This window comes from Candidatus Nitrospira nitrosa (assembly GCF_001458735.1).
GTDB classification, from domain to species: Bacteria; Nitrospirota; Nitrospiria; order Nitrospirales; family Nitrospiraceae; genus Nitrospira_D; species Nitrospira_D nitrosa.
In genome coordinates, this window is record NZ_CZQA01000013.1 from 121,911 (window position 1) to 147,705 (window position 25,795).

Annotated in this window: 21 protein-coding genes, 1 tRNA gene and 1 pseudogene; 6 read left to right on the forward strand and 17 right to left on the reverse strand. The window is 53.6% G+C overall.

Annotated elements, in window-relative coordinates; translation table 11 throughout:
• Positions 1-120: 120 nt before the first annotated feature.
• The 9 genes from COMA1_RS19220 to COMA1_RS19260 form a co-directional block, all read right to left on the reverse strand.
• The gene (locus COMA1_RS19220; protein WP_090751152.1) at positions 121-693 is read right to left on the reverse strand and encodes a type IV pilin protein; all 573 of its coding nucleotides are present in this window, start codon (positions 691-693) and stop codon (positions 121-123) included.
• A gap of 8 nt (positions 694-701) precedes the next feature.
• Entirely contained in the window at positions 702-1,319 is a 618-nt protein-coding gene (locus tag COMA1_RS19225; protein ID WP_141654426.1) for a methyl-accepting chemotaxis protein, read from the reverse strand.
• Between the two features lie 156 nt (positions 1,320-1,475).
• The gene (locus COMA1_RS19230; RefSeq protein ID WP_090751154.1) at positions 1,476-1,691 is read right to left on the reverse strand and encodes a DUF3565 domain-containing protein; all 216 of its coding nucleotides are present in this window, start codon (positions 1,689-1,691) and stop codon (positions 1,476-1,478) included.
• 102 nt (positions 1,692-1,793) lie between these two features.
• On the reverse strand, positions 1,794-2,228 hold the full coding sequence (locus tag COMA1_RS19235; RefSeq protein ID WP_090751155.1) for a hypothetical protein: 435 nt from the start codon (positions 2,226-2,228) through the stop codon (positions 1,794-1,796).
• Between the two features lie 17 nt (positions 2,229-2,245).
• Entirely contained in the window at positions 2,246-2,794 is a 549-nt protein-coding gene (locus tag COMA1_RS19240) for a GlcG/HbpS family heme-binding protein (protein WP_090751156.1), read from the reverse strand.
• A 92-nt stretch (positions 2,795-2,886) separates the two neighbouring features.
• The gene (locus COMA1_RS19245; RefSeq protein WP_090751157.1) at positions 2,887-4,899 is read right to left on the reverse strand and encodes an amylo-alpha-1,6-glucosidase; all 2,013 of its coding nucleotides are present in this window, start codon (positions 4,897-4,899) and stop codon (positions 2,887-2,889) included.
• Positions 4,900-5,001: 102 nt separating this feature from the next.
• Positions 5,002-7,683, reverse strand: coding sequence for an MGH1-like glycoside hydrolase domain-containing protein (locus COMA1_RS19250; protein WP_090751208.1), 2,682 nt, complete (start codon positions 7,681-7,683; stop codon positions 5,002-5,004).
• A 268-nt stretch (positions 7,684-7,951) separates the two neighbouring features.
• Complete coding sequence (locus tag COMA1_RS19255; RefSeq protein ID WP_090751158.1) at positions 7,952-8,170, reverse strand: hypothetical protein; 219 nt, start codon at positions 8,168-8,170, stop codon at positions 7,952-7,954.
• Positions 8,171-8,289: 119 nt separating this feature from the next.
• Positions 8,290-9,315, reverse strand: a complete 1,026-nt coding sequence (locus tag COMA1_RS19260; RefSeq protein ID WP_176698196.1) for a right-handed parallel beta-helix repeat-containing protein — start codon at positions 9,313-9,315, stop codon at positions 8,290-8,292.
• A gap of 81 nt (positions 9,316-9,396) precedes the next feature.
• Here COMA1_RS19260 and coaE point away from each other — a divergent pair, with 81 nt between their 5' ends.
• The 4 genes from coaE to COMA1_RS19280 all read left to right on the forward strand — a co-directional run bounded on the left by coaE (position 9,397) and on the right by COMA1_RS19280 (position 12,543).
• Positions 9,397-10,017: a dephospho-CoA kinase gene (gene coaE / locus COMA1_RS19265; protein WP_090751160.1), complete on the forward strand. Its 621-nt coding sequence runs from the start codon at positions 9,397-9,399 to the stop codon at positions 10,015-10,017.
• 145 nt (positions 10,018-10,162) lie between these two features.
• Complete coding sequence (gene trxB / locus COMA1_RS19270; RefSeq protein WP_090751161.1) at positions 10,163-11,077, forward strand: thioredoxin-disulfide reductase; 915 nt, start codon at positions 10,163-10,165, stop codon at positions 11,075-11,077.
• A gap of 39 nt (positions 11,078-11,116) precedes the next feature.
• Positions 11,117-12,304 carry a tRNA uracil 4-sulfurtransferase ThiI gene (gene thiI / locus COMA1_RS19275; RefSeq protein WP_090751162.1) on the forward strand — a complete coding sequence of 396 codons (1,188 nt, stop codon included), beginning with the start codon at positions 11,117-11,119 and terminating at the stop codon, positions 12,302-12,304.
• A gap of 149 nt (positions 12,305-12,453) precedes the next feature.
• Positions 12,454-12,543 (forward strand) — tRNA-Ser (locus COMA1_RS19280).
• Between the two features lie 306 nt (positions 12,544-12,849).
• Here the strand turns inward: COMA1_RS19280 and COMA1_RS19285 are convergent.
• Complete coding sequence (locus COMA1_RS19285; RefSeq protein ID WP_090751163.1) at positions 12,850-13,749, reverse strand: choice-of-anchor L family PEP-CTERM protein; 900 nt, start codon at positions 13,747-13,749, stop codon at positions 12,850-12,852.
• 459 nt (positions 13,750-14,208) lie between these two features.
• Here COMA1_RS19285 and COMA1_RS19290 point away from each other — a divergent pair, with 459 nt between their 5' ends.
• Positions 14,209-14,415: a hypothetical protein gene (locus COMA1_RS19290; RefSeq protein ID WP_090751164.1), complete on the forward strand. Its 207-nt coding sequence runs from the start codon at positions 14,209-14,211 to the stop codon at positions 14,413-14,415.
• Between the two features lie 224 nt (positions 14,416-14,639).
• Here the strand turns inward: COMA1_RS19290 and COMA1_RS19295 are convergent, their stop codons facing one another.
• A complete protein-coding gene (locus COMA1_RS19295; RefSeq protein ID WP_090751165.1) occupies positions 14,640-16,178 on the reverse strand; it encodes a DUF2779 domain-containing protein in 1,539 nt (512 codons plus the stop codon).
• A gap of 76 nt (positions 16,179-16,254) precedes the next feature.
• On the opposite strand from COMA1_RS19295, the gene COMA1_RS19300 reads away from it, so the two are divergent.
• The gene (locus COMA1_RS19300) at positions 16,255-17,580 is read left to right on the forward strand and encodes an MATE family efflux transporter (protein ID WP_090751166.1); all 1,326 of its coding nucleotides are present in this window, start codon (positions 16,255-16,257) and stop codon (positions 17,578-17,580) included.
• A gap of 34 nt (positions 17,581-17,614) precedes the next feature.
• Here the strand turns inward: COMA1_RS19300 and COMA1_RS19305 are convergent, their stop codons facing one another.
• The 6 genes and pseudogenes from COMA1_RS19305 to COMA1_RS19325 form a co-directional block, all read right to left on the reverse strand.
• Positions 17,615-18,979 carry a DUF1302 family protein gene (locus tag COMA1_RS19305; RefSeq protein ID WP_090751167.1) on the reverse strand — a complete coding sequence of 455 codons (1,365 nt, stop codon included), beginning with the start codon at positions 18,977-18,979 and terminating at the stop codon, positions 17,615-17,617.
• A 6-nt stretch (positions 18,980-18,985) separates the two neighbouring features.
• A complete protein-coding gene (locus tag COMA1_RS19310) occupies positions 18,986-19,798 on the reverse strand; it encodes an outer membrane lipoprotein-sorting protein (RefSeq protein WP_090751168.1) in 813 nt (270 codons plus the stop codon).
• Positions 19,799-19,803: 5 nt separating this feature from the next.
• Positions 19,804-22,212 carry an efflux RND transporter permease subunit gene (locus COMA1_RS19315; protein ID WP_176698197.1) on the reverse strand — a complete coding sequence of 803 codons (2,409 nt, stop codon included), beginning with the start codon at positions 22,210-22,212 and terminating at the stop codon, positions 19,804-19,806.
• A 220-nt stretch (positions 22,213-22,432) separates the two neighbouring features.
• On the reverse strand, positions 22,433-22,885 hold the full coding sequence (locus COMA1_RS21905; protein WP_090751170.1) for a MarR family winged helix-turn-helix transcriptional regulator: 453 nt from the start codon (positions 22,883-22,885) through the stop codon (positions 22,433-22,435).
• A 355-nt stretch (positions 22,886-23,240) separates the two neighbouring features.
• Positions 23,241-23,380, reverse strand: a pseudogene (locus COMA1_RS22050) (sodium:proton antiporter NhaD); the annotation flags it as partial.
• 83 nt (positions 23,381-23,463) lie between these two features.
• Positions 23,464-25,704 carry a bifunctional SulP family inorganic anion transporter/carbonic anhydrase gene (locus COMA1_RS19325; RefSeq protein WP_090751171.1) on the reverse strand — a complete coding sequence of 747 codons (2,241 nt, stop codon included), beginning with the start codon at positions 25,702-25,704 and terminating at the stop codon, positions 23,464-23,466.
• Between the last annotated feature and the right edge of the window lie 91 nt (positions 25,705-25,795).

Below are 25,795 nucleotides of genomic sequence, written 5' to 3' on the forward strand. Positions count from 1 at the left end.
GGGAGGCCTCTACCCCCTGTATTTTTTCTCGCAATTACTGGGACATCTCAGAAGAGTCTACCGTGCACTCATTCTAGGAATGACAGACCAGAGGTAATTACCAGGCGTATCGCAGCAGAGTCATTTCAAGCAGAAATTCATATCGAGCAATCCATCTGCGGCCACCGTTGCTTCACCGCCTTTTCGACAGTCTTCCTGCCGCGCTTTTCTCGGTGTTCCCGTGCTCATCTCCGTCTGTCCCTCGAGACTCGAAGACATCCCGATCGGCAGAGACAGAGCCTGACTTTGGCGGGCCAGTGTTCCAATCTCCTGCTCCTGGAGCGTCGTCCCATCCTTTGTATGCGTCAACACCAGAGCCGGCTGTGTCTGTTTTCCAAAGAGCGGTATGGCAGCCGCTTGAAATGATCCTCCTCCGTCATCCAACCACACCTCGACCTTGTAGTACTTGAGCGTGGGTAGGAGCGTAAGGCCGATGGCCGTCACATCACCGGAATAGGTCCCATGATTGGCGTGGTAAACCATTTCTAATCTCTTTACCTCCGCGAGGACCACCTCGGCCTCCACCGCTTTGGCATGGTCGACAAAATGACCATGCGATACCATCGCGACTGCGGCAAGAATGCTTAGCATGGCCAGAACGACCAACACCTCGAGCAGGGTGAATCCACCATTTTCCCTTTCTACACACGCCATGACATCCTTCAGCGCCTATTGACCACCGCTCGAAAATCGAATTGCTGTAACGTCCCGGTGATCTCATCCAGAGCCGCCCGTGCGTCTTTCACACCCATAGGCTCAACCTTTTCAATCTTCTGAAGTGCCGCCTGCAAGGCTCGTGTCTGATGATGAATCTGCTCAAACGACCGCTCGATATTTTCCAACGCACAATTCGCGTGATCAGCCAACTCATCCAGCCGATCGCTCGGACGAAAGCGCATGCGCCAACGAAGGTTTCCCTTTGCCCACTGCTGAAGACTTTCGTCCAGGCGAGAAAGCGGACCTGCCACACGCCGTGTCACGACAAGACTGAAAATCACAGAACCGAAAAAGAGCACCGGAACCGCAACCCAGACCGTCTTGCTTATGGTCAACATCTCTTCAGCTGCTGCCTGCCGCTCCTCCAATGAATCACTCGTATAGAGGGCAACGACGGGCTTCAGATGAGCTCCATAGAAGGCCATCGTAAAAAACAATGCCGAATACAGAAACAGCAACAACCCAATCCACGCGGCGTACCCCTTTTGGATTCGATGCACGAAGAATCTGGATCGAGGATCGCTCGTCGACATCGACGTGTGTGTCACAGTGACCATTCTCATATCCTCCATTCCTTTCGACGTACTATCGAGGACACTGCCCATGCCTACAGTACCACCAAGGCCGCCATCCACCAAGAAAATGAATGGTTGCATAGATCGGAGATGGTCAGGAAAAGGTTGGAATCGACGCTGAGATAGGCGTGGGCTGTGTGCAGCTTATGATGGCGTGGGAGAAGCCGCAACAGGGGGCTCTTCGCACTTCTTACAGTTCAGCAGCGTGCCGAGATGCTGCTCACGTCCATGAGCAGTCAGGACCCAGGGGCGGTTGAAAAACGGGGGGTGATGTCGAACATGCTGTCCATGACCACAGGCCAGATCGGCAACCCAGTCGCCATGCTCGTCTTGATGATAGCCAATGATCGATTGCTGCATGTGGTGCGATCGCTCACAGTTAGATCATGATCCTCAAGAGAGAGAGACCGAACAGCATCGTGGCACACACCGGCAGAAACCCTTCACTGACACTCGCCATCCTTATCGCTTTTCGAACGGCAATTCCGGTCGTTGAAGCGCAGACACATAGGTCCACTGTTTTTCCTGGTTCTGATCGAAGCTCCCAAGAAAGATCACCTCTCGATCGAGATGGCGAAATTCCGCAAGGCTGGTCTGACAGTTTTGGGTATCGATGACGCGAGCATCGTACTGTCCGACAACATACACTCGACCCTTCGCTGCCATGTAGACGTTCCGCCGCCCGGCGTAGCCCGTATCGGGGAACAACTCGGTAGAGGACCGACAACCTCCCGGTCCCTGGATATTCATAGTGAGGGTGAATCGCTGGAGAAATGGATCGGTGGCCGTTCTCACAATGGCTAATCGCAACTGGAACGCCGTGAGTTCCAGGGACGCGGTTTCTGGAATATTACTATTGCATCCCATCACAGCCGGCAACATAGCGACCCCGAGCATCACCCATACTGGGACTCTCACTTGGCTGGGGATACCTTGGGAGCTGCCCCGATGGCATCCAGACCTCCCTGCGCGCAAGCATCATCCAGCTGGGTGCCTGGCGCTCCACCAACCCCGATGCCACCAACCACCTCTCGTCCAATTTCAATAGGAAGCCCGCCACCCAACACCAGCACCTCACCATTGATTTCACGAAGCGCCTGAAGCGTGGGAACTTTGGCAATGAGATCGGCAAGCTCACTCGTGGGACGCCGTAGGCTGGCAGCGGTATAGGCTTTTTTTCGGCTGCTGTCGACTGTATGAGTCCCAGCGCCATCGGCACGTCCCATGGCACGAAGGACGCCGTCACGGTCTACCACCGAGACACTCACCCGGTAGCCGTCTTTTGTGCAGGTATCTAACGCGGCTTGTATCGCCTTGTTCGCGAGTCCCAAGGGCAATACGGATTCTTTAGGCAATTCATCCGCCCATGTGACGGAGAAATAGACGGGACTAATGAGAAGACACAGTGCCATAACGGTAATGACAATTCGATACCCTCGGCTTGATAAAATCTTCATCAACATATCAGAGCCTCCACACTATCTGCAGACTACGAATACGTCCTCTTTCCTGTCAAGAGATGGGAAGAATAGCCAGGATTGGTCGGCTCGACGACTTATGAAACAGTGGGCCGCTTCTGTCGAACGGAGTTGACTGGATCAGGTGTGGTTCGCAATCCAAGATCTTCAACCATGGCGCGAAGCGGTTCTGCCAGCGACCAGGCCTGCGCAGGACAGCCGCGTGGAGTATGTGGATGGTCCCCGTCGAAAATCTCCGATATATGATCCAGACACGTCTCATGTAGATTTGCTTCTATCCCATTTAGAAATGACCGCGCCTCACGTTTTATCCTGGAAGTGCGCCCGAACGTGTTCAGCCAGGCAGTCACAAAAGCGCCCAACAGAAACGGCCAAACGGTTCCCTGATGGTACGCACTATCGCGTTCTCTCGGTCCTCCTTCATAGCGTGGCCGATACCGATTGTCTCGCGGTGACAGCGTTCGAAGACCCACAGGAGTGAGGAGCTGTTCCTTGACGAGCTGAAGCACCCGCATGGCCTGCTCCTTCTTCAGCAAATCATCGCACAGGGAAATGGCATACACTTGATTGGGGCGGATCGAGGGATCGTCTCCCTCTGGTCCATCAATGGTATCGTATAGATACTGTCCGCGCTGGTACCAGAATCGTGTACGAAAGGATGTGAGGGCTCGTGTTCTATCTCTCCGGCAATCAGCCGCATAGGCTCGCTCACCAAACTGTGCGGCCAAACGAACGCCGACTTGCAATGCCCGAATCCACAAGACTTGAATCTCTACCGGCTTTCCATGCCGTGGTGTGACGACCCAATCCCCGATTTTGGCATCCATCCATGTCAGTTGTATCCCCGGCATCCCTCCCGAAATCAGCCCATCGTTATCCATTTTGATATTGTATCTTGTGCCTTGACGATAGCCATCGAGAATCTGTTTGATGGCCGGCCAGACAACGGCTCGTACTCGTTTCGAATCCTTGCTGTACGCCAGATAGCGATCGACGGCGTAGATAAACCAGAGGGACGCATCGATGGCATTGTATTCAGGGTCGTGGCCATGATCAGGGAAGCGATTCGGAACCATGCCCTCCGACACAAAGGGAACGAAAGATGCAATAATGTCCCAGGCGACCTTGTACTGTCCGGTCACAAGAAAGAGGCCAGGCAATGAGATGAACGTGTCTCGCCCCCAATCTGCGAACCAAGGATATCCGGCAATCACCGTCTGCTTCGAACCTTGGCGAACCAAGAATGTATCGGCACCTCGCCGAAGTGCTTCGGCAAAGCGGTCTGCATCCTTCGCGGCCTGGTGATGTTTCATACGCCTGACACGTTCTTTGCGAATGAGTTCTCCGATCTCAATATCGTCACCCCCCTCGCTGGTCAGAGCGAGAGCCTGCTCCCCACCAGGTTCCAAGTGGAACAGCAATTCTCCTGGAGACCACCAGTCTTCCTGAAAATCAAGCCCGCGTTCCCGTTCCAGAGGGAACTGCACATTCCGATACCAATCGGGGAGATGGTGGTAGCTTCCGGTATGTCCGCAATGCACGGCCGGAAGACCCTGGTAAGGCTGCCAGGTCACCCACTGCTCGGTGATCGCTGCCGCAGGGGCAAGGGCTCCGTTGTCATGGTGCAGGGCATGATAGTCACGACCCGTGAGCATCGGACGTACCCGTAGTTCGATTGAATCCGTGGTTGGAGTGAGGAGTCTCCAGCGCACCACAACCGTGCCCTGGCCTCGCACGCAGAAGATTTCCCGGCTGACTGTTCGATCGTCGAACCTAAACGTCCAGGTTGGCCAAGGCGTCGATGAGAAGGAGATGCAGTGACGATACCCTTGAGGATGGATCACACCGGGATACAGATTCGCCGAAATTGAAATTGCGCCGCCATCCAGATGAAGCCATTCCTCCAAGTGATTGACCAGCACGTAGCGATGGTTCTGCTGAGGTGTCGCCACAAGCAACAAGCCATGATAGCGACGCGTATTAGCACCGGCCACCGTGCCCGACGCAAATCCCCCACACCCATTCGTCTCCAACCATTCCAGACTCAGCGCACGATCGGGATCTTGGCATTCTTCTTTGCCGATCCGCATCAACTGTCCTCGTCGTTCGTATCTCGTACTCTTCAGATTCGCTTCACCGTTCGACAAGCTCACGGTCCGGAGCGAAGTCGTAGGGCGAGTGCCACTTCCCCCCTACTCCCCGCTCTGCTGGATAAGCTTGGCGACTAAGCCGGTCCATCCTGTCTGATGACTTGCTCCAATCCCAGTCCCATTGTCGCCATGGAAATACTCGTAAAATGCGATGGCATCTCGCCAGCATGGATCGTCTTGAAATTTCCTGAGCCCGCCATGCACGGGACGGCGTCCTGTCTTATCACGAAGAAAAATACGCGTCAGTCGTCGGGACAGCTCGGAGGCGACTTCGTTCAACGAGATGAATCGCCCTGACCGAACCGGGTACTCGACCTTAAACTCCTCACCAAGGAAGTAATGGAACTTTTGGAGCGATTCAATGAGGAGATAGTTGACTGGAAACCAAATGGGCCCCCTCCAGTTTGAATTGCCTCCGAAGAGCCCCGTACTCGATTCGGCCGGTTCATAGTCCACCCGATACTCTCGGCCCATGAGAGAGAGCACATAGGGGTGGTCCTTGTGATACCGCGAGAGGGCCCGAATACCATAGGGGGACAGAAATTCCTCTTCGTCCAGCATATATCGCAGCACCGATTTCAACCGCGAACGATTCACGAGGGATAAAAATCGTCGGACTTCACCGTTCTGGGACTGGGTCTCCACATGGATACTGAAATCAGGTCGGTTTTCAATAAACCACTGCATCCGGTGTTTGAACCGCGGGAGTTGATCGATCAACTCGGAGTCCAAGGTTTCGACGGCAAACAACGGGATGAGGCCGACAAGAGATCGGACCTTGAGTGGACAGGTCTGACCGTCCGGCAGGTGCAAGACGTCATAAAAAAATCCATCGTCTCGATTCCACAGCTCAATGTTCTCCCCGCCGATGTTATTCATAGCCCGGCAGATATAGACGAAGTGCTCAAAAAACTTGCTGGCCACATCCTCGTATGCTCGATTGTCACGTGCCAGTTCCAGTGCGATCGATAGCATATTGAGGCAATACATCCCCATCCAACTGGTGGCATCCGACTGTTCGATACGGCCGCCGGTCGGCAGGGGAGCACTCCGATCAAAAACTCCGATATTGTCCAGCCCTAAAAACCCTCCTTGAAAGATGTTCTTCCCTTCCGCGTCTTTCCGATTGACCCACCAGGTAAAGTTCAGAAGGAGCTTATGGAAGACACGTTCAAGGAAGACGTGATCACCGACGCCTTTCCGTTTCTTCTCGATCTTATACACACGCCAGGCAGCCCAGGCGTGGACGGGAGGGTTGACGTCTCCGAACGCCCATTCATAGGCAGGAATCTGCCCGTTCGGATGCATATACCACTCTCGGAGCATGAGAATCAGCTGCTCCTTGGCGAACGTCGAGTCGACAAGGGCCAGCGGAATACAATGGAATGCTAAATCCCACGCGGCGTACCAGGGATATTCCCACTTATCCGGCATTGAGATCACATCGGCATTGTACAGGTGTGTCCAGTCGGAGTTTCGCCCATGCAGTCGTTCTTGAGGCGGATCCGGCATCCCCGGATCACCCACAAGCCAGCGCTTGAGGTCGTAGTGGTAGAACTGTTTGCTCCATAGTAGCCCAGCGAAGGCTTGTCGTTGAACGAGCTTCGCGTCCTCGGACAGCTGTGCCGGAGCCAGTTCCTCATAGAACTCATTGGCCTCCTGAATCCGTTGCTCAAAGAGTCCATCGCTGTGCTTCCCATAAACTCTTTTTGGATCAGATTCATTCGTCAGACAAAGCCGAACCATATCCGATTCCCCAGGAGCCAACGTCAGCACATACTGCGCAGCTGCCTTCGAGCCGATCTTCCCGGGATTCACCGCATCGGTCTGTCCATGAATGATGTAATCATGAAAGCTGTCCTTCACGTACCGTGAGCCGTCCTGATCTCCGTACAATCGTCTGGAGTTTGTCTCGTTTTCAGTGAACAGCAACGATGGTTTTCGCTCACACCAGAGAAACCGCTTCCCGTAGTACTCGTGCTCCAGCTGAACGACACTGAGATTGTTTGCTGTGGCTCCTTCACGCATTCGTGGCCGACGAGCATCGAGTCCCCACGACCACGTATTTCTGAACCAGAGAGTCGGCAGCAGGGTCAGTTCAGCGCGGTCAGGCCCTCGGTTTGTAACCTGGATCCTGATGAAGAGCTCCTCCGGTGTCCTCTTCGCATACTCAACCACCACATCGAAATAGCGATCCTCATCAAACACACCCGTATCAATGAGCTCGTACTCTCCATCTCGTCGCCCCCGCCGGCGATTCTCCTCAGCCAACCTGGCATAGGGAAATTCAAGTTGCGGATACTTACACAGATACTTCATATATGAATGGGTTGGCGTTGAATCTAAATAGAAATAATACTCCTTCACATCTTCGCCGTGATTCCCTTCATTGCCTGTGACTCCGAACACTCGCTCCTTTAGAATGGGATCGCGTCCATTCCAAAGCGCAATCGCGAAACAGATGTACTGATGACGATCCGAGACCCCGGCGAGCCCGTCTTCATTCCAGCGGTAGGCACGAGAGCGAGCATGATCGTGAGGAAACGATTCCCACGCCGTACCATAAGGACTGTAGTCTTCCCGAACCGTCCCCCAAGCCCGTTCGCTTAGGTATGGCCCCCAGCGCTTCCAATGCTGCTTCCGTAGAGCATCTTCTTCCAGCCGTTGCCGTTCGGCGCCATGGAGTGTTTGAGAACGAGAAGACCGCTTAACTGCTTTCGCCATACGAACCCCGTGCGTCTGACCGCAGCTGCAGTGCACAACGACTACGATGCGCCCAATAGACCACAGAATCAAGCTCGTGCCCAGCCGAGACACTTTTACCCAAGTCCCTCCTCGGTCTTTTTTCCGCGCTCCTGGATGACCCAGGATGAACCACGAGCGGCACGCACCACGATCCGACAGGTGAGGAGTGATCCTGGAAGAACGCTATCTGATCCAAGAATATCGAGAATATAATGAAAGAAGGCAGGAAGGGATACTGCTCAGAAACTCAACTCCAGATCACTTGTTCCTGATTGAGGAGGTACTCAATCACTTCGATACTGTTCCGCATCTGGATCTGGGCCTGTTCGGACATAGGAAGCACCGCACCGACTAATTTCCCCGACTCCATGTCCATGAGTGAGGGAATCGCCTCGCCGGAGAGTTTTTCGAGGTTGCTTCGGAAGCTAGCCAATGGACGACCTCCTGGTTGAATCTTTCTCGGCATGCTCGAGCCATTACTTGAGCCGGAAAGTGCACTGGACGACATCGTACGCGCCTCAAAGGATACCAGGCATATCTCGGCGAGGGGCACACCTCGCTATCACATTGCTTTTAATGGAATTTCTACTGAGCTGATACAGGTCGGTGAGGGGGGAGCGCTCCAAGGTAGCGAAATCCCCCTACATTGAGAAGCGTGGTATCGGACGGGAGACGAAAGTCATCACGCTCCGCATCAACAAACCGAGGATCCACAAAGATATCGGACTTGGCCCTCAGTTCCGGGGCGGGACGATTCGGCGAACCAACTCTCATATAGTCAGCCTCGCCGTTGAAGAGCAAGTTGTACCCAATACGAATCTGACTCGATGGGGCGATCAGAAAGCCGACCTTATTGAAACTCACGATGTTCCCCATGGCCTCGATCCGCGAGGCACCGAGAAATGTCGCGCCACCGCCGTTCTTCACCAAGGTATTGTTCACTAACACGGCAGCAGCCTGATCACCGATGACGACAGCCTCAAAAAGACTTCTTGTAATGACATTGCGCTCAAATCGAACCGACGACTCGCCGGTGACGTTGATACCATAATCGTTGTCATGGATGAAATTCCCAACCAGGGTAGCGTGAGAGTCGGAAAAGTGCGCGCCTGTTGTCTCGCTTCCGCCAATAATGCAGTCTTCTATTCGAACGTCCTGAACCTGTTGGCTGAAGACCATGCCCTTGACATGAAGTTGACGGAGCACGATGCGGTTGCCATTAAAAAGGCCGAGCGCATGTCCGCCATGCTCATTGATCGTCAGACCGCTGATCTCAATATCCGTGGCACCATAAGGCCATTTCCCCACATGGAGAACGCCTACCATCTGCCCTCGCCCTTGCAGAACAACCTGTCCAATCCCAACACCGATGATCTTGATTTTTTCCTTACTATGGACGGTCAGGTCCTGGGGATAGACGCCAGCCTTAATCAATACCGTATCACCCTTCCCGGCACTGTCCACCGCCTCTTGTATCGATGAGAACTCGCCTGAACCGTCCAAGGCAACGGTGATCGTCCGCGGACTAGGGACCACGCCCTCTGTCTCGGCCATAGCAGTCTCGGCACCGGCGAACGAACACATGACAACGATCAGCAGAACTCGAAACATGCCAAAATTCATACAAGCAGAGAACGGGAGATGTCAATCTCAGTTTGTCGTCAAGGGTGACGCATGATAAGCTCCGCCGCTATGATCCTCATAGGGCTCACAGGTGGAGTGGCCACAGGAAAGAGCACCGTGGCACAGATGTTCAAACAATGCGGAGCCGTGGTCATTGATGCCGATGCCTTGGCACGAGAGGTCGTCCAGCCTGACAAACCGGCATGGAGGGACGTTGTTCGTACATTTAGCAAGAAAGTTCTGAATCCCGATCGAACGATCAACCGACAAGCCCTCGGGTCGATCGTCTTCAGATATCCAGCAAAACGACGCCGACTAGAACGCATCATCCATCCTCGCGTAGCCCGCGAGCAACAACGACTGACCAGAGAAGCCGCCAGAAAAGATCCGACCGCCGTTGTGCTCTATGATGTTCCCCTTCTCTTCGAAGCCGGCATCGACAAGCGAGTGCAGAAGATCATCGTGGTCACTGCAGATCAACAGACTCAAATCGCCCGCCTTAAGAAGCGTAATGGTCTCTCACGAGCTGAAGCCCTTCGGCGCATTCGCAGCCAGATGCCACTGGCGAAAAAGGCCCAGATGGCCGATCTCGTCATTGACGGAACAGTGTCTCGTGCGGTTGGGAGGAGGCGGGTTCAGGAAGCATTTGCGATACTGTCGCAATGGGCAACCTCCAAGTCTCGCTTCTAATCACATAGCTCCTGATCGCGATTCTGCAATAGGTTTTGCCTTTGATCTGGGGTTGCAAAGTGAACTGCCTGACATCCTCATTTCAACCAAGCCTTAGACAACCTTCTACCGTTTGCTTCCCTCGCTGTGATAGAGTCCCTCTCTTATGCAGAACGTCGTCATCATCGGGTCAGGACCGGCCGGGTTAACCGCTGCGATCTATACGGCACGAGCAAACCTGTCTCCCCTGCTCATCGAAGGTTGGCAATCGGGCGGTCAACTCACGACAACGACGGACGTCGAAAATTACCCCGGATTCGCGAAGGGCATCATGGGCCCTGAGCTGATGAAAGAGATGCGTGCGCAAGCCGAGCGGTTCGGCTCGGAGTTTGTGACCGGGGATGTCACCGCAGTTGATTTCACTGAGCGTCCATTTAGCATCACAATCGACGGTGAACGCGCCGTTCACACCAAAACCGTCATCATCGCCACCGGCGCGTCCGCCATTCAGATGGGACTTCCGAATGAGAAACGCCTCACGGGTCACGGCGTCTCCACCTGCGCCACCTGTGATGGATTTTTCTTCCGTGGCAAGGAATTGGTAGTCGTCGGCGGTGGAGACAGTGCGATAGAAGAAGCGACCTTTCTGACCAAATTCGCAACAAAGGTTTCGATTGTGCACCGACGCGACAAGCTACGGGCATCAAAAATCATGCAACAACGGGCGATGAACAACGAGAAGATCGCCTTCGTTTGGAATACCGTGGTTGAGGATATTCTGGGCAGCGAGGTCGTCACCGGCGTACGCCTCAAGAATGTCGTCACCGGAAAAACGACGGAGCGCTCCTGCGCCGGCGTTTTTGTGGCCATCGGCCATCGGCCAAACACGGCACTCTTCACCGGCCAACTCGACATGGACGAAAAGGGCTATATCCGAACGCATCAGGGCACAGGGACAAGCGTACCAGGCGTGTTTGCGGCCGGAGACGTACAAGACTCCCATTACCGCCAAGCTATTACAGCCGCCGGTACCGGCTGTATGGCGGCAATCGATGCAGAGCGGCTCCTGGAAAGTACGTAAAAGGCAAGAAGCTATCTCACTCCTTACTCCTCACCATCCATGAGAACCGCCATTGTTCATTATCATGAGCTCGCGCTCAAAGGCCGAAATCGGGACTCATTTGAGCAGTGTTTGGTCGACAATATCCGGACGTCTCTGAGTGATCTCGATATTCGACGGGTCGACAACCTCCACAGCCGGATCCGTATCACGCTTCCGTCAGAAGCCGATCCAGATACGGTACGAGGCCGACTCGCACGGGTCTGTGGTATCGCCAATTTCTCGTTAGGCCACACCCTCCCTCTCCAGCTCTCAGCCCCAAACCTCGATGTATTGGTATCGACCCTTCTCGATGAACTCCGATCCAAGTCATTTGAGACTTTTCGAGTCACAGCCCGTCGCGCCGACAAACGGTTAGTCCTGACCTCTATGGACGTCGAGAAAATAGTCGGGGCAGCAATCTGTCACTCCACTGGCAAGAAGGTCAGCCTCAAGAGCCCCGACCTCACCATTTATGTTGAGCTTCTGTCAAAAGACGCGTTCTGCTCCGTAGAAAAGACAGAAGGACCAGGAGGAATGCCCGTCGGTGTCAGCGGGAAGGTGGCCTGTCTCATCTCGGGTGGGATCGATTCGCCGGTCGCCGCCTACCGTCTCATCAAACGAGGCTGCCAAGCCTCATTCATTCACTTTTCTGGCCGACCGTTGGTCAGCCGAGCTTCTGAAGAGAAGGTCCGCGACCTTGTGCAGACGCTGACCCAGTATCAATATCACTCACGTCTCTATGTCGTCCCCTTTGGAGAAATTCAACGTGAGATTGTCCTGAATGCGCCGGCTCCGTTCCGAATCGTCCTCTATCGACGAATGATGATTCGCATTACGGAGGAGTTGGCCAGAAGGGAACAGTGTTGGGCATTGGTAACCGGCGATAGCCTGGGCCAAGTGGCGTCGCAAACGCCTCAAAACATCTGTGCGATTGAAGATGCGGCAGAACTGCCGATCCTCCGCCCACTGATCGGCATGGACAAACGAGAGATCATCGACGAAGCCAGGCGGCTCGGCACCTACGAGACATCGATCGAGCCGGACCAGGACTGCTGCAAGCTCTTTGTACCACCCCACCCAAGCACGAAGACACGCCTGGATGATGTACTAAGAATTGAGCGCATGCTGGATATTTCTTCCCTGGTCAAGCGGGGACTGGATAATGCGGAGTTGACGGAGTTGTCGTTTCCCTCCTCAGGGGGGTGATCTCTCAGCTTTTTCTATGGAGAGTCGAGAAAAACAGAGTCCCACGAAGCCATTGCAAATCATCACGCAGCACGGTAAGCTCGGCACACCTATTGAGCACGTTGTCCTCACCTGCTCGATACTCAAACCAGCCTACGTTCTACCATAACGGAGAGGTGCGAGAGCGGCCGAATCGGGCAGTCTCGAAAACTGCTGTCGGGGTAACTCGACCGTGGGTTCGAATCCCACCCTCTCCGCCATATCAACAGACCCAAGCGCATACTTCGAATGCCCATCTTTCTCTACCATACAACGGTTCACACATGAATGAGCCGCTGCTCCTTCTCAGTGATCTCAAGCAATACCTCGATAGTCAGGAGCAATTCATCGGCTAAGACATGCCATATCCGTCACGGTCCAAATACGAGGTTATCTCTGCCACGCTCACATAAGCACTTTGTGAGCCGATTATTCCATTGCGCACATCTTCAGCATAAATAAATACCCGCAGTGCCTTACGACACTGCGGGTATCCTAAAAGTAGTCATTACTTCTAATGTTCTGTACTACCCTCTGCCGCGAGGAACTGACATCCTATAACGTGCAAATCCTAACGCTACTAAGCCCGCGCCAAGTAAGAGGACCGTACTGGGTTCAGGAACAGTTGGCGTCGTCCCAGGTGTCCCTGCCTCCGCCCGAAAGTTTGAGATGAACACTGCACTATCAAGGATATGATCATTGACATCGCCAACTTGAAAATTGAGAGTATGTGAACCTGCGGATAGTTGATTGAACGTAAAGGTCTGAAGCTTTACGAGACCGTGTGGGTCGCCAAATGCTGTGTTCGTATCAGACGTGGTGAGTGCACTGGCAAAGCTCACCCCGACCTGCACTGGATTGTTGGCGGCATCAAATACAATTTGGTTTGCCGAAGCTGAGCCATTCAGAAATGCCAAGAATGCATCAGTAAAATCGCTCGTAAATTCGGGGTGTTCGATTGAGCCAAAGATAAAATCAAAACCGACCTGACTGGGGGCACTCAAGGTAAATGCCACTGTCATGGAAGCGACATCATTCGAGTCTGAAAAATTCTCAATATTACCGGCCCCGTAGGCATCAAACGCTGCCGTGCCAGGTTGGCCTGTATTTGTGCTCGGAGTGCTACCTGGCCCCTGTAATCCATTATTAAACCCTGGTGTCGTTTGCACAACCTGGCCGGTTGAAAGCACGACCCCATCACCAATCGTGACCGGTGGGCTAGTAAACCCTGTATATGTTCCAAATTGGCTCGATGCACCGTTGTTAATCGTAACACTATTAATGGTTAGTAGCCCCCCTCCTCCCAATGCGGCCCCCAAAGCCGAGGTATTAGTCGTTGGAGCAATTGTCAGCGCAAACGCCCAAGTGCTCCACAACATTCCAATACCCAAGAGCAAAGCAAACAGCGTACTCCGCAAATGCATCATCTGCCTCCATCTTCCACCAAGCACTGAGCTTGATATCTAAATTGTTTTACTTTTTAGCACCTAACTACTAGCCAAGCAGTATTCATACCATAAAATAGATTCTCAGATTACCCATAAAATAAATACGTATTATTTAACAGAGCTAAGCACTTGTAAAATGTCTTTACACTTACAAGCAACCCGACTCACTTTTACCAAGCTAACTATTCAATTATTCATAGAAAGCGATTGCTCGTACAATTGTAAATATTTTATACACGTGTTAATTCAAATTGCGGTTGGATTTTGGCTCTACAAGGTGAATCTTATTGGATTCTGAATCCAATAAGATTCAGTGCGGAGCGTGAGCCCCCCTGTAGGGCTCCCCTGAAACCACACGATCTCGATTATTTTTGGGGCGCGGCATTGGATTGGGCTTCGATACCCCAGCGCCTGATATGGACGTTCCTAGTTGTACCAGTGCATCCACGCTTGCATGACGCGTCGAGCATCAACCGTCTGGAACGTGTGTTGCTAGACACGCTCTTTTTTGAGGCTACGAAAGAAGCGGTCGATGATCCCGTTCTACTCCGGCGTGGGCTGTGTGATGAACTCCTGCTGCAACCGATAGTCCCGACAGGCGTGAGTCTCTGGCTGTTGCTGCTCCAGCCGCCAGCAGTGCAGTAGATGGTCGGCAACACCCAAGTCTCAGGCTACCTGGGCAATAGGCTGTGCCGAGTTGCATATGAATTGCACGGCTTCTGCTTTAAACCCTTCCGTGTACCGTCGTCTGGTCCTGGTGCTCATGCGGTCCTCCGATTGCATCATTCTCATCTTTGGTGGGGTGTCTGTACAATCGGGGCCAGCTCAACTTGCATACTGTAAAATTAATTTACAGATACAGGTTCTGCTCATGAGGCTTCCGCAGTATTACCCGGTCGGATTCCTGCTTTGGTTTTTAGCGTCCGCCGCAGCTCCACCATCGCCAGCGTGTCTCGTGCGCAATACCGTAGCAAGGCTTCTCGGATGGTCTCCCGTTCCACCCAATCGGTTTCGACGAAGACCATACGATAATACTCAGCCGCTGCATGCCCGCCTTCTTGAATCGCCAGATCACCATACCCAAGCGACGGCACCACCGCCGGCAATACTGATTTGATCGAGTACGATCCGTTAAAGGCGGGATGGTAATAATGCTCTTTGATCACGGGCAGCAGATCCCACAGCCGTTTCCCAATCTCTCGAAAGGCGGATCTAAATTCAGGAAACATGTCCGCCAGTTGGCGAATGAGCCCTGCTTCGTATGCGGAGTACACCAAGATACTGCCGGACTCGCCGAGGGACTCGATCAATGCCTCAGCCCAACGCCTGCGTGGCTCAGACGCCTCGTTGTGGAGAAACTCCTGATGCACGACCTCACCGGATTCAAGTTCAATGTGATTAGACCATTGCACCGGAAGGGCCTGATAGGGCCTGGTGGAGGGAAACCGTGGGACGGCCAACATCACTGTTTCCGCATCGAGATGGTGGATGGGGTACCGGAGAGAATGAAGGAGTGAACCCAATTCCGATGAAACCCATTCTACGTTGTTCTTGACCTTCTGCTGTGCATCCGACAGTCGGACTCCCTCCGGAATCTCGTCGATCGTCGTAACCCCCTGCCGGACCAGCTGACTGACCATCTCTTTCTTCCCCGGCAAGTGATAGATCCAGCGTGGCGGCTTGTCCTTGGTACAATGGGCCCAGAAGGGACATTCATAGGGACTGTGGCAATGCTGATCCGGCTCGATCGGTGGAGCTTGTACCCCCAACAACATGGACTTCATGGCAGCCAATCGTTCCAGCACTAACATTCGTCTGGCCGTCAGTGCTTCTGAAACATGTTCGACTGAAAAGAGTGCCCGTAGATCAACCACACCCCCATCGTAGCGGTAGCCTGTATTGATGTGCATCAGGCAGGTCGCTTCCAGGTTTACTCCGGAACCTTGGACGATAAAGCTCTGGATCGCCAAATCATCGAGATGGATATCTTTCACTCTTGTCGAGGACTTCACTTCGATCAAACGCCAGGAAGGGGATTCCCCCGAACCAGTCTGGACACGCTCCAAAATATCGACACGGACAAGCACCCCGTCGTGCTCAAACGCTCCCTCGAAGATGGAGGGAACCGTGGGATCTTGAAGCAACCCTGCCGTCTCCACGACCGCCGCCTCTCGCTGACGAAAGCCGGCCTTCACTAGGACACCGCCGGGGAAACGCTGCTGCGCAAGAACCCCGATCTCGGTGCCCATACCCAAAATCGCCCGCGTCGATGCATCCGGCGGTGTTGCCAGAGCAGGCTGGTGAATTTCCAGATAGAGTCGTTTGTGACATTGCAGTCCGGAGAGAAACTTGGATTTTGAAAGCCGGGGCGGTACGGCGGTAGGAAAGAGCTCGTTAGGAGTTTCCACTCTCAGTTTCCTATGTGTGGTGTGATCGCTGAATTCTCACATGGTCAACGAAGAATCTCTGCTAGGATAGCGCCCCATGGGCAACGGTGTCACCCAAATCAGACGGTCCGTGATGGTTCTTGCACTCCCCGTCACCGTCACCACGCTCTTACAGCGGGCTGAAGGCATTGTCGCCGTCTTTTTGGTCGGCGGATTGGGCGCCACGTCAATTGCCGCCGTGGGGCTCGGCCAACTGTTGGCCTTTGTGGCTGCAACACTGATGTCGGGAGTGTCCGTCGGGACAAACGTCGTCGTGGCCCAGCTCTGGGGCGCAAGGCGGCGGCACGATGCCGGAGAGGCCGCTCGACATTTCCTCTGGCTGGCGATCGGCGCGTCACTCGTCTTGGCTGGAATCGGCATGGCCGGTAATCGGTTTGTGATGGAAGCGTTAGGCGCAGAACAGTCGGTTATTGAGCTGGCCCTTCCCTATTCCACTCTCATCTTCCTCGTCTTTCCTTGTACGGTCCTCATTCAAGTGTTGGCGTCCGTGCTTCAGGCTTCTGGCGATACCAAAACACCCATGTACGGGTTGATCGGGGTCAACCTCCTACACGTCGTCCTGGCCTACCCGCTCATCTATGGACTGGGAGGATTTCCGGCACTCGGTCTCAAGGGCGCTGCGATTGCTGCCGGTGTGGCCGAAGCAGCTGGAGGCCTCTATCTCCTGCTCCGCTGCCGTCCGATCTTTAAAGAGTCCTCCACCTTGCGTCTCGACCTGATTCGATCGATCTGGAACGTCGGGGCATCAGTTTCCGGCGAGCGGATCGTTCAGCAGGCCGGCATTTTCGTCTATACCAAACTGGTACTGCTCTACGGCACCGTGGCCTATGCTGCGCACCAGGTCGGCTTATCCATCGAATCGTTATCATTCCTGCCCGGTTATGGGTTGGCCATCGCCGCCGCCACGATGGTGGGGCAGAGTATCGGAGCGGGCAAGTATACAAGGGCGAAGTTGGAGAATTGGGAGGCGAACCGGATAGCCATTGCCATCATGACCTGCATGGGGTTCATCTTTTTCTTTTTCCCCTACGCCTTGCTCCATGCCTTTACCACCGATGAGGCTGTAATCGAACTGGGAATCATGTTTCTCAAGATCGTCGCCTTATTACAGATTCCCCTGGCCCTGACCATGGTGCTCGCCGGATCGTTGCGCGGCGCCGGCGACACACGCTTCATCATGGGCGCCACGATGATCGGCATGTGGGGCGTGCGCGTGCCGTTGGCCCTCATCGCCGCTCTCTGGATGCGGCAATCCGTCTTGTTGATCTGGGCGGCGATGATCGCCGACTGGACCATACGGATGGGGCTGCTCCTCTGGCGGTATCAGTCCGAACGGTGGAGACAGATACAAGTGATTCGATAAGATGAAGATCAGGATCGAATTGAACAGCTGCAGCTCAAAGCCCCATCTCCATTCCAATCACGAGCCTATCGTTCCGATCAAATTGTCCAAACAAGCCTTTGCGATCGCCGTAAAATAGATCAAACCCTGTCCAAATTTTTAAATTATCCCGCAACTCATAACTGACTTTCGGTCGGACAAGTCCATCTCCTTGGTTTACGCTTTGCAACCAGATCACTTCAGTTTCTAACGTTTCATTCAAAAAATGTCGTCTCAGTAATACGGTGGTCATGGTATCTAATGGGTCTCGTACCATCCCCTCGCCTGGATGGAGCAACCAACTTTGAAAGAGCTGGACGCTCAGCATCGTATCTTCGATGCCTGACCAATCCAGCCCGAAGACATAGGCAATCTCACCGCTCTTGATCACACCATCACCGTCCCGTCGATTCGTGGTCAACACGAATTGATCGGTATTATAAATGGCTTCGCCCCGTACGGTCAGATTGCCAAACGCATTACTAAAGGACCCTCCGATGAGATGGTTGCGTTCATAACGAGGGTTTACTGTCACCGTGGCGCCACTTGGAGTTAACAACACGGATTGAAAGAGTACAGGGAAATCCGCAAAGTGGTAGAGATAGTTGACCGTCAGGTCCCAGCCATGCCAAAACTTTGAAAACCGCATGCCAACGTCGGAATCCATCATGATATTGTTGGGACGTTCAAGCGGCCGAAGATTCACCATAACACCAGGAGGCGCTTGGGGAACGATCAGCGGTGAGCTAAAGGCAAACGTAGCATCCGCTTGAGGCAGCCGATGATAGGTGCGATCCGGGATCCAGAGCAATTGCAAGTTTCCGCCTCCAACAGGCACTTCGGCATTCACGGTCCACAGCGGAATACGAGAATCGTCAAAGTTATCGAGAATGAATTCCCTGAAGTTTTGTGGATTGACGACGTCGAGCAATTTCAGCCCATCGGCCTTCCCCCAGACGACCTGCTGTTTGCCGAGCGTAAGATGCATCCCCCAGAGTCGCGTTCTCAGGTAGAACTCGCGCAATTCCACGTCGGTTCGGTCGCCTAGTTGTAGGCGTCGGGAGTTAGGCGAAACCTCCCCTTGGCTCAGGCGACCAGGTTCCAGATGGTCGAATCCTTCCGTGTACAGCCGAGCGATCCCGGTGATACGGGTATCTTCGCTCCATCGATATTCCCACTGCGGCTCAAGCAGCATCTCCAGTTTATCGGCACGATCTCGTGCCATCCCATAGGCCGCTTCAGATTCAAGCACCGCACTGAACCGATGATTGCTTAACTGACTCGATTGCGTATCGTCTGCCGTGCTCTCGGCCATGGCGCTGGCAGCGATGAGCCACCCCGCCAGCGCCAGAATTCCACACGTCGTATATGAACGTGCCATAGGTCCTTAATATCCGCGTCGCAAGGCTTCTTCCGTGAACATTTCATCCTTGACATTTTGCCCATAGTTCACATCTTTGAAGGTAAACACCGTCTTGTGGCCGGTCTTGTGGTTTTCTAGAGCTAGTTGATGGGCTGTCCAGATATCCTGGATCAATGTGATCTCCCTGACCTGGAGGGTCTTCAACGGATTACCCGCCACATCCCAGTACTTGGCTTGACGGACCATCCAGATTCCGGCATCAATCCAGGACTGCACTTTGCTATAGCCCAATTCCTGGGCCGTTTTGTCATTCACAGGAATCTCCTCGACGAGAAGGCACCGATGCCCATCGATGGTCTCCTCGCCGAGAGTTTTCCACGAGTAATCTTCAATCCCAACTTTGGTCTCCTTGCGAATGTCTTCATACGTAAAGTCCGTCCCGAGGAAGTAGTCCCCTCGATCGGACGCGGAAATACGGCGCACTTTTCTGGCTGCGGGCAAGTACAACCATTGATCATCGTCTCGATCGGCTTCCGGGTAATCGTAGGTCAAAAATGCCGTATCTTTAATATTTGAAGGACTCAAATAGAAAATGATCGTTCGTTTCTCTTTTCCAAAATACTTTCGGAGGCTCTTCGTTTCCCGCACTCGTTCGGTGCCGCTGCGGTCCGTCATTGCCATCGTAATAAAACGTGAGACGACCTCACCTTCGTTACGCGCATTAATGCGTCGAGCGACTTCTTCGCCGGCCAGTAAGGATTCCGCGGCAACATCGCCTGCGGACATGGAAATCAAGAAAAAGAGCCCAATAAAGAAGTTCTGCATGTGTGATCGCATATGAATTACCTTCCTTCCTTCATGGTAGACACGGATAAGACCGGGTTAAGTTGCACTGCCTGAGCTGTTTCCTGATCGGAGGTCGCAAACCCAAGAAAGCGCGGACGAAACATCGTCGCCAGTGCCGGCATAACCGTAATACTGGCGAGAAAGCTCACGGCCATGGCCACCGCCACCAAACTGCCGAAACGGATCAGTGGCGGCACCGCACTGATCATGAGGGTGCCGAACCCCAAGCTCATGGCCAGGAAGTTGAAAAACAGCGCCCGCCCTGTAGACGGGAAAAAGTGCACCATCCGTTCCTCAAACGTGCCGGTACCCGATCGCATGAGCTCACGAATCCGCTGGGTCGTATGCTGACCAAAATCGATCGCCAAACCAGTCGCAATGGCCGCAAACATGGAGGTCCCGACAGCAAGCCAAATCCCACCGAATCCCATGATGCCGTACACGAGAAGAACGGAGGCAAACACCGGCACCAGCGTAAAGAGTCCAGCACCGAGTGAACGAAACAGCCAGGACGCCATGAGCCAGCTAATGACCAAGGCGATCCCTTCACTGACGAAATGGGTGGAGGCGATGGTCTCTAACCAGTGATGATTGACATTCACTCGTCCGCTCAAATGGCCCACGACCTCATTGTTGTTGAATTGCTTGAGGAGATACTGTTCGACCTGTTCAATTACCGCCCGGTTGTTCACGTAATGGGACGTTTTGATACTGGCGCGAATATTGGCCCGTCGATATTCGTAATCAATTTCCTGCTGGAAATCCGTCGGATCGGCGGAGGCGGAGTAGAGCAGAAAGAGTTGCGCCACCAGGTCTCGGTTATCGGGAATGCGATACGCGTCCTTGCGGTTTTCGTTAATCGACCGATTCATCTGCTTCACGTAGTCGACCACCGACGTCGTCCCACCCACGCCAGGCAACGTCTCGACAAATCTCTGGAGGGCCTCCATACGGTGAAGTGCATCCGGGTTGAACAGGCCCTCAGCTGTCGGAGTCTCCACCACAATATCCAGGTAATTGGTCCCGTCCATCACCTGGTTGATCACTTTGTCCGCGCGATAAATGGGTTCATCATGCTGAAAGTTTTCGATCGTCGCCTCCTCGATGATGAGCCGAAACGCACCGATCATCCCCAATACGGCAACGACGAGTGCCACGCTGAGAATGAACCTTGGTCGACGAATCGCAAAGCGGCCCAATGCCGTCACGAATTGAGCATAACGGTCAATCGTCTGGTCGCCTTTGATCGCGGGAGACGGCTTGAATGGCACCAACATCAATGCGGCCGGAATAAATACCAGGCCATAACACCAGGCTCCTATAATCCCAATGGACGCAAAGAGACCAAAATACTGCATTGGCGGCATCCCGCCGGAGGCATAGAGCGAAATGAAGCCAACCACTGTGGTGAGAATAGTCATCGTCAGAGGCTTCCAGACGTCGCTCATGGTGCGAATAATCATTTCCTGATGTGTGAGATGAGGATGAGCACGACCCACTTGATAATAGTGTGTGAGGAGATGGATGGGTTCTGCGACTGCCATCCCAATCAAAATGGAAAGGAGACCGTTGGTAATTACATAGAATGGAACGCCGCCCGCGGCCATGGTTCCAAAGGCCGCCGCCGCCGTGCCGAGCACGACCAAATTCGGTAGCAGCATCCCGCGCACCGTCCGAAATGCGATGAAGAGGACAATCGTGATGACAATCGCAACAACCGGATTAATTCGCTTCGCATCATGATCAATGTAGTTAAAGAGATAGCCAGAGACTGCCCCTTCGCCAGCCACATGGAGCTCGACCTCTGGCAGCTGCGGGACCTCTTGGACCAGGCTCATGAAGGCCTGATACGTTGCCTCGTTCTTCATCTCGTCAAGAACTTCAGCCGTAACCAAGGTCGCCGTCGCATCACGTGCCACCAGACTGCCCTGGTAGAGCGGAAAATCAGCGATCGCTGCACGAATCGTATCGGCCTGACTCTGCGTCACGGGCGGCGGCTGGAAGAATTTCTTCACCTGCATGCCGTCATCAGTGCCGACAATATTGTTCTCCGTTGCCAGACTCATCACTCGATCAGGGTCGACGTTGGGAATGGTTTTGACTCGATCTGTCAGCCACTGCACCAATTGCAACGTGTCGGGATTAAAGACGCCTGTGGCACCACGATTGATAACCGCGATCACAAACGGATCCGATAAGCCGAAGACTTGTTTGACTTGATCTCGATAGACGCGGGCGGGGTTATCCTTGGCAATGAAGGAATCAGCTGAGGTATCCATGGTCAGCTGCGGGATGAATGCGGCTAGGCTCCCTATTAATATGACTCCCGCTAGAACAAGCGCCTTGGAGTGCGCAGTGACCCACCAGAAAAACTGCTCGGCTCTGCCATGACCTATCTGACTCATTGCCATTTCCTCCTATGGTGCATATACACATATCTAGTCAAAAACATTTGTTAGCGCGTGCTCCAAGAACCTCAATTCAATGACTGGGCAGCCTGGGAGATGAAGCTTAAAATGCTTGAGATGCTCTTTATGATCTGCACATCTCACGCGGCAATATAAGCTCAATTAGTGTATCTGCACTCTTCGTGGCATTATAAACCACCCACCTACCGTGCATTCGTTAGATTGATTGTTTGCTGAGCGACCGAATTGCAGACAATTCTTTCATCAGGGTTTTGAAACGCGCATGTCCAAGATCATGAACGACTGTTTCCTGTGCCTTCTTCCAATAGGGCAACGCCTTCATCAGCGTATCTCGACCCGCATCGGTCAACTGAATCGATTTCGTACGTCCATCTTTACCAGGTCCGACTACAATGAACCCTCGAGTTTCGAGCACTCTCAGGTTCCGGGTTAACGTCGTTCTGTCTACACCAAGACGATCTGCCGTTTCCGTGATTGGCAACTCACCTGCGAGGTGAGCAACTGTTAACAAGGAAAATTGTGTTCCCTGTATTCCGGAAGGTTCGAGGACAGCGTCATAGAATCGGGTGATCGCACGCGCGGCTTTTCGCACGTTAAAACATGCGCAATCAGCACATTCGCTAAATTCTTCTGGGCATTGCGACTTCATACTGGTGTATGTACACTCTTTAGGCGGACCGTGTCAAGGAGCATTTCGAATGGTACGAGTGATCATAGCTGAGATCGTACGAATGGAACTGCTCCCCTGGCGGTATCAATCGAAACGGTGGCGACAGATACAGGTCATCAGATAGTGGGCACACAGAAACGAGCTACTTTTTGCCAGGCAATCTGGCATGGTCCATCCTCTCTCAATTATGCCTATTCCCCTTTCCTCCACTCCGTTGATCGTCAAAGTCCTGCATGACGATTGAATAGACTACGCCTGAATACCTAATAGTAACGAGTGCATGCGCGAGAAAGCTGCAAAGAAGGACAACCATGGGAACAGATGGACAACTGTGTCAGGGAGTGAATAAACCGCCGTTCATCATCCAGTGAACGCCTATCTCGCCGCATACCCCAACGCGATTGCCCATGTCCATTTCAGGTGGGAGAAAAAGGTATACACACCTCATGCTTGCCCCATGAGGGCCACGCCGGCAGTCAAAGGCCTTCGATCAAATATCGCTTCTAGCGGGCAAATCGCATCAGCTATCAAATAACAAGCGGCTGTCACGCTCTATTCTATATCCTCACCTCGCCTAGTCCATCTTCTACTAAAAACTCGATGCCTCCTGTAGAAATGTCATACATCGCACCGATAATGGCAATGCGTCGTTCGCAAACCAAGTTGTCAATCGTCCGACTCTGTTGGCGTAGTTCCTTGACTACGCGCAGAACATTTTCTCTGGCAACAGCATCTGCGATCACTCCGGCATCAGGCGAAGCCGGTTTCACAGCCGGCTGATTGGGAATACCTCCTACAGACCGCTGGATCTCGCTCACAATAGCATCTAAATGCTGACATCCTGTCGCGTTGGCAACCGTTAGGTGTGAGCCTATGAGTTTCACAGCGGCCGAGACCGCCCCACATCCGGTATGCCCTATCACGATCATGAGTTTTGCCCCTGCCACCGCACACCCGTATTCTGCACTCGCCAACACCTCTCGACTTGTGATGTTGCCCGCCACACGGATACTGAAAATGTCGCCCATGCCGAGATCGAAGATCAATTCCACAGGGGTACGTGAATCGATGCAACTGAGTGCGACGGCCAACGGATGTTGGGCCGCTGCCGTGGCCTGAACCTGGCGACTATAGTCTCGGGTCAGGCGACGACCGGTGCGGGCCCGCTCGTGACCGTCCTTCAGAATCTGCAGGACCTGCTGCGGTGTGATGGCCTGTTGAAGTTCACGGGTCGAGTAATCCACATAGTGAATCTGGTCCTCAAAGTGATACTCACTCCGAAACCCGACGAGACTCACCTCGACACCGTGGGCTGGTCCGGCTTGATCTTTAAAGTCTCGAATCAAGTCCAGCACATCCGGATCAATATAATCCGTGCTTCGCGCATCAAGAAGTACACGGCCATTCCTGGATACATCATTCAACGCTTTGGCAAGAGCGGCGCGATTCAGGACACTTACCTGGTTGGCCAGTTCGATATGCACGACGTCACCACCAAGATGCCTCTCGACCAACCGATGCACTGGGCGACGCATGTTGCTATTAAGAATAAACCCAATGGCCACGATCAGCCCAATCACGATGCCGATCAAAAGATCAGTGAACACGATAGCAGTCACGGTTGCCGCAAACGGAATAAACTGGTATCGGCCCTCGCTCCACATTTGCTTGATGAGAGCTGGGCTGGCCAGTTTAATACCGGTCACTAACAAAATAGCCGCTAGGCAGGATAAAGGAATGGTATTCAACCAGGTCGGAATGAGCGGAACACTGGCGAGAAGCAGGATGCCGTGGATGATTGCAGCCAGCTTTGTTTGGCCGTCCGCATTCACATTCACCGAACTCCGGATGATCACGGAGGTGATTGGGAGCCCGCCGATCAATCCGCACACCACATTCCCGATGCCTTGCGCACACAGCTCTTGGTTCGGCGGTGATGTGCCTTGGCGTGGATCAATCCGGTCAACGGCCTTGAGATTCAGCAAGGTTTCAAGAGAGGCCACAAGAGCCAGCGTCATCCCCGCGGTATAGACTGCCGGATTCATCCATTGCGAGAAGTCTGGTCGAGGAAGCAGTCCGAACAGCTCAGCAAGGTTGCCCGCCACCGGCACCTGCACCAGATGGCTTGGCTTGATGATCCATGGCTCGCCGAGATGTTCGAACCACAATCCGCCCCCAATACCGAATAAGACCACGGCGACAGGAGCGGGAAAGAGAGACGTCTTCAACGGCTTCCAATTGTCCCAGAGGAGGAGCAGTGCCACGGACAACAGACCAACAACGGCAGCCCCCAGCTGAAAATATCCGAACATGCGGAAGAGTTCGGAAAACGTCGTTTCGAGATCCGGCTGGGAGAAGGACAGGTCTCCTTCCGGATCGGCGTCATGCCCGACGAGGTGGGGAATCTGTTTAAGGATGATGATCACGCCGATCGCGGCCAACAACCCTTTGATGACACTGGAGGGGAAGAATTCAGAGATGAACCCTCCTCTGGCGACGCCGAGACTAATTTGGATCATCCCGGCAAGGATCAGAGCCATCAGAAAGGCGGAGAACGAACCGAGTGAGAGGATTTGCGAGGCCACGACCGCCGACAGTCCCGCAGCCGGGCCGCTCACACTGGTATGGGATCCACTGAGGAGTCCCACCACAGTCCCGCCGACGATTCCGGCCACCAATCCTGACATTAATGGAGCACCGGAAGCCAAGGCGATCCCCAGGCAGAGCGGTAGCGCCACAACGAACACCACAAGACCTGCCTTCGCATCGGCCAGGACGGTAGAGACCGTACTACTCATCGGTGATTCCTCAACCTATTTACTCGCTGTAACGAGGCGTTCCGTTATTACAAATGCCATCGCCAGCCAGAAGACCCTGACTGGCGATGTG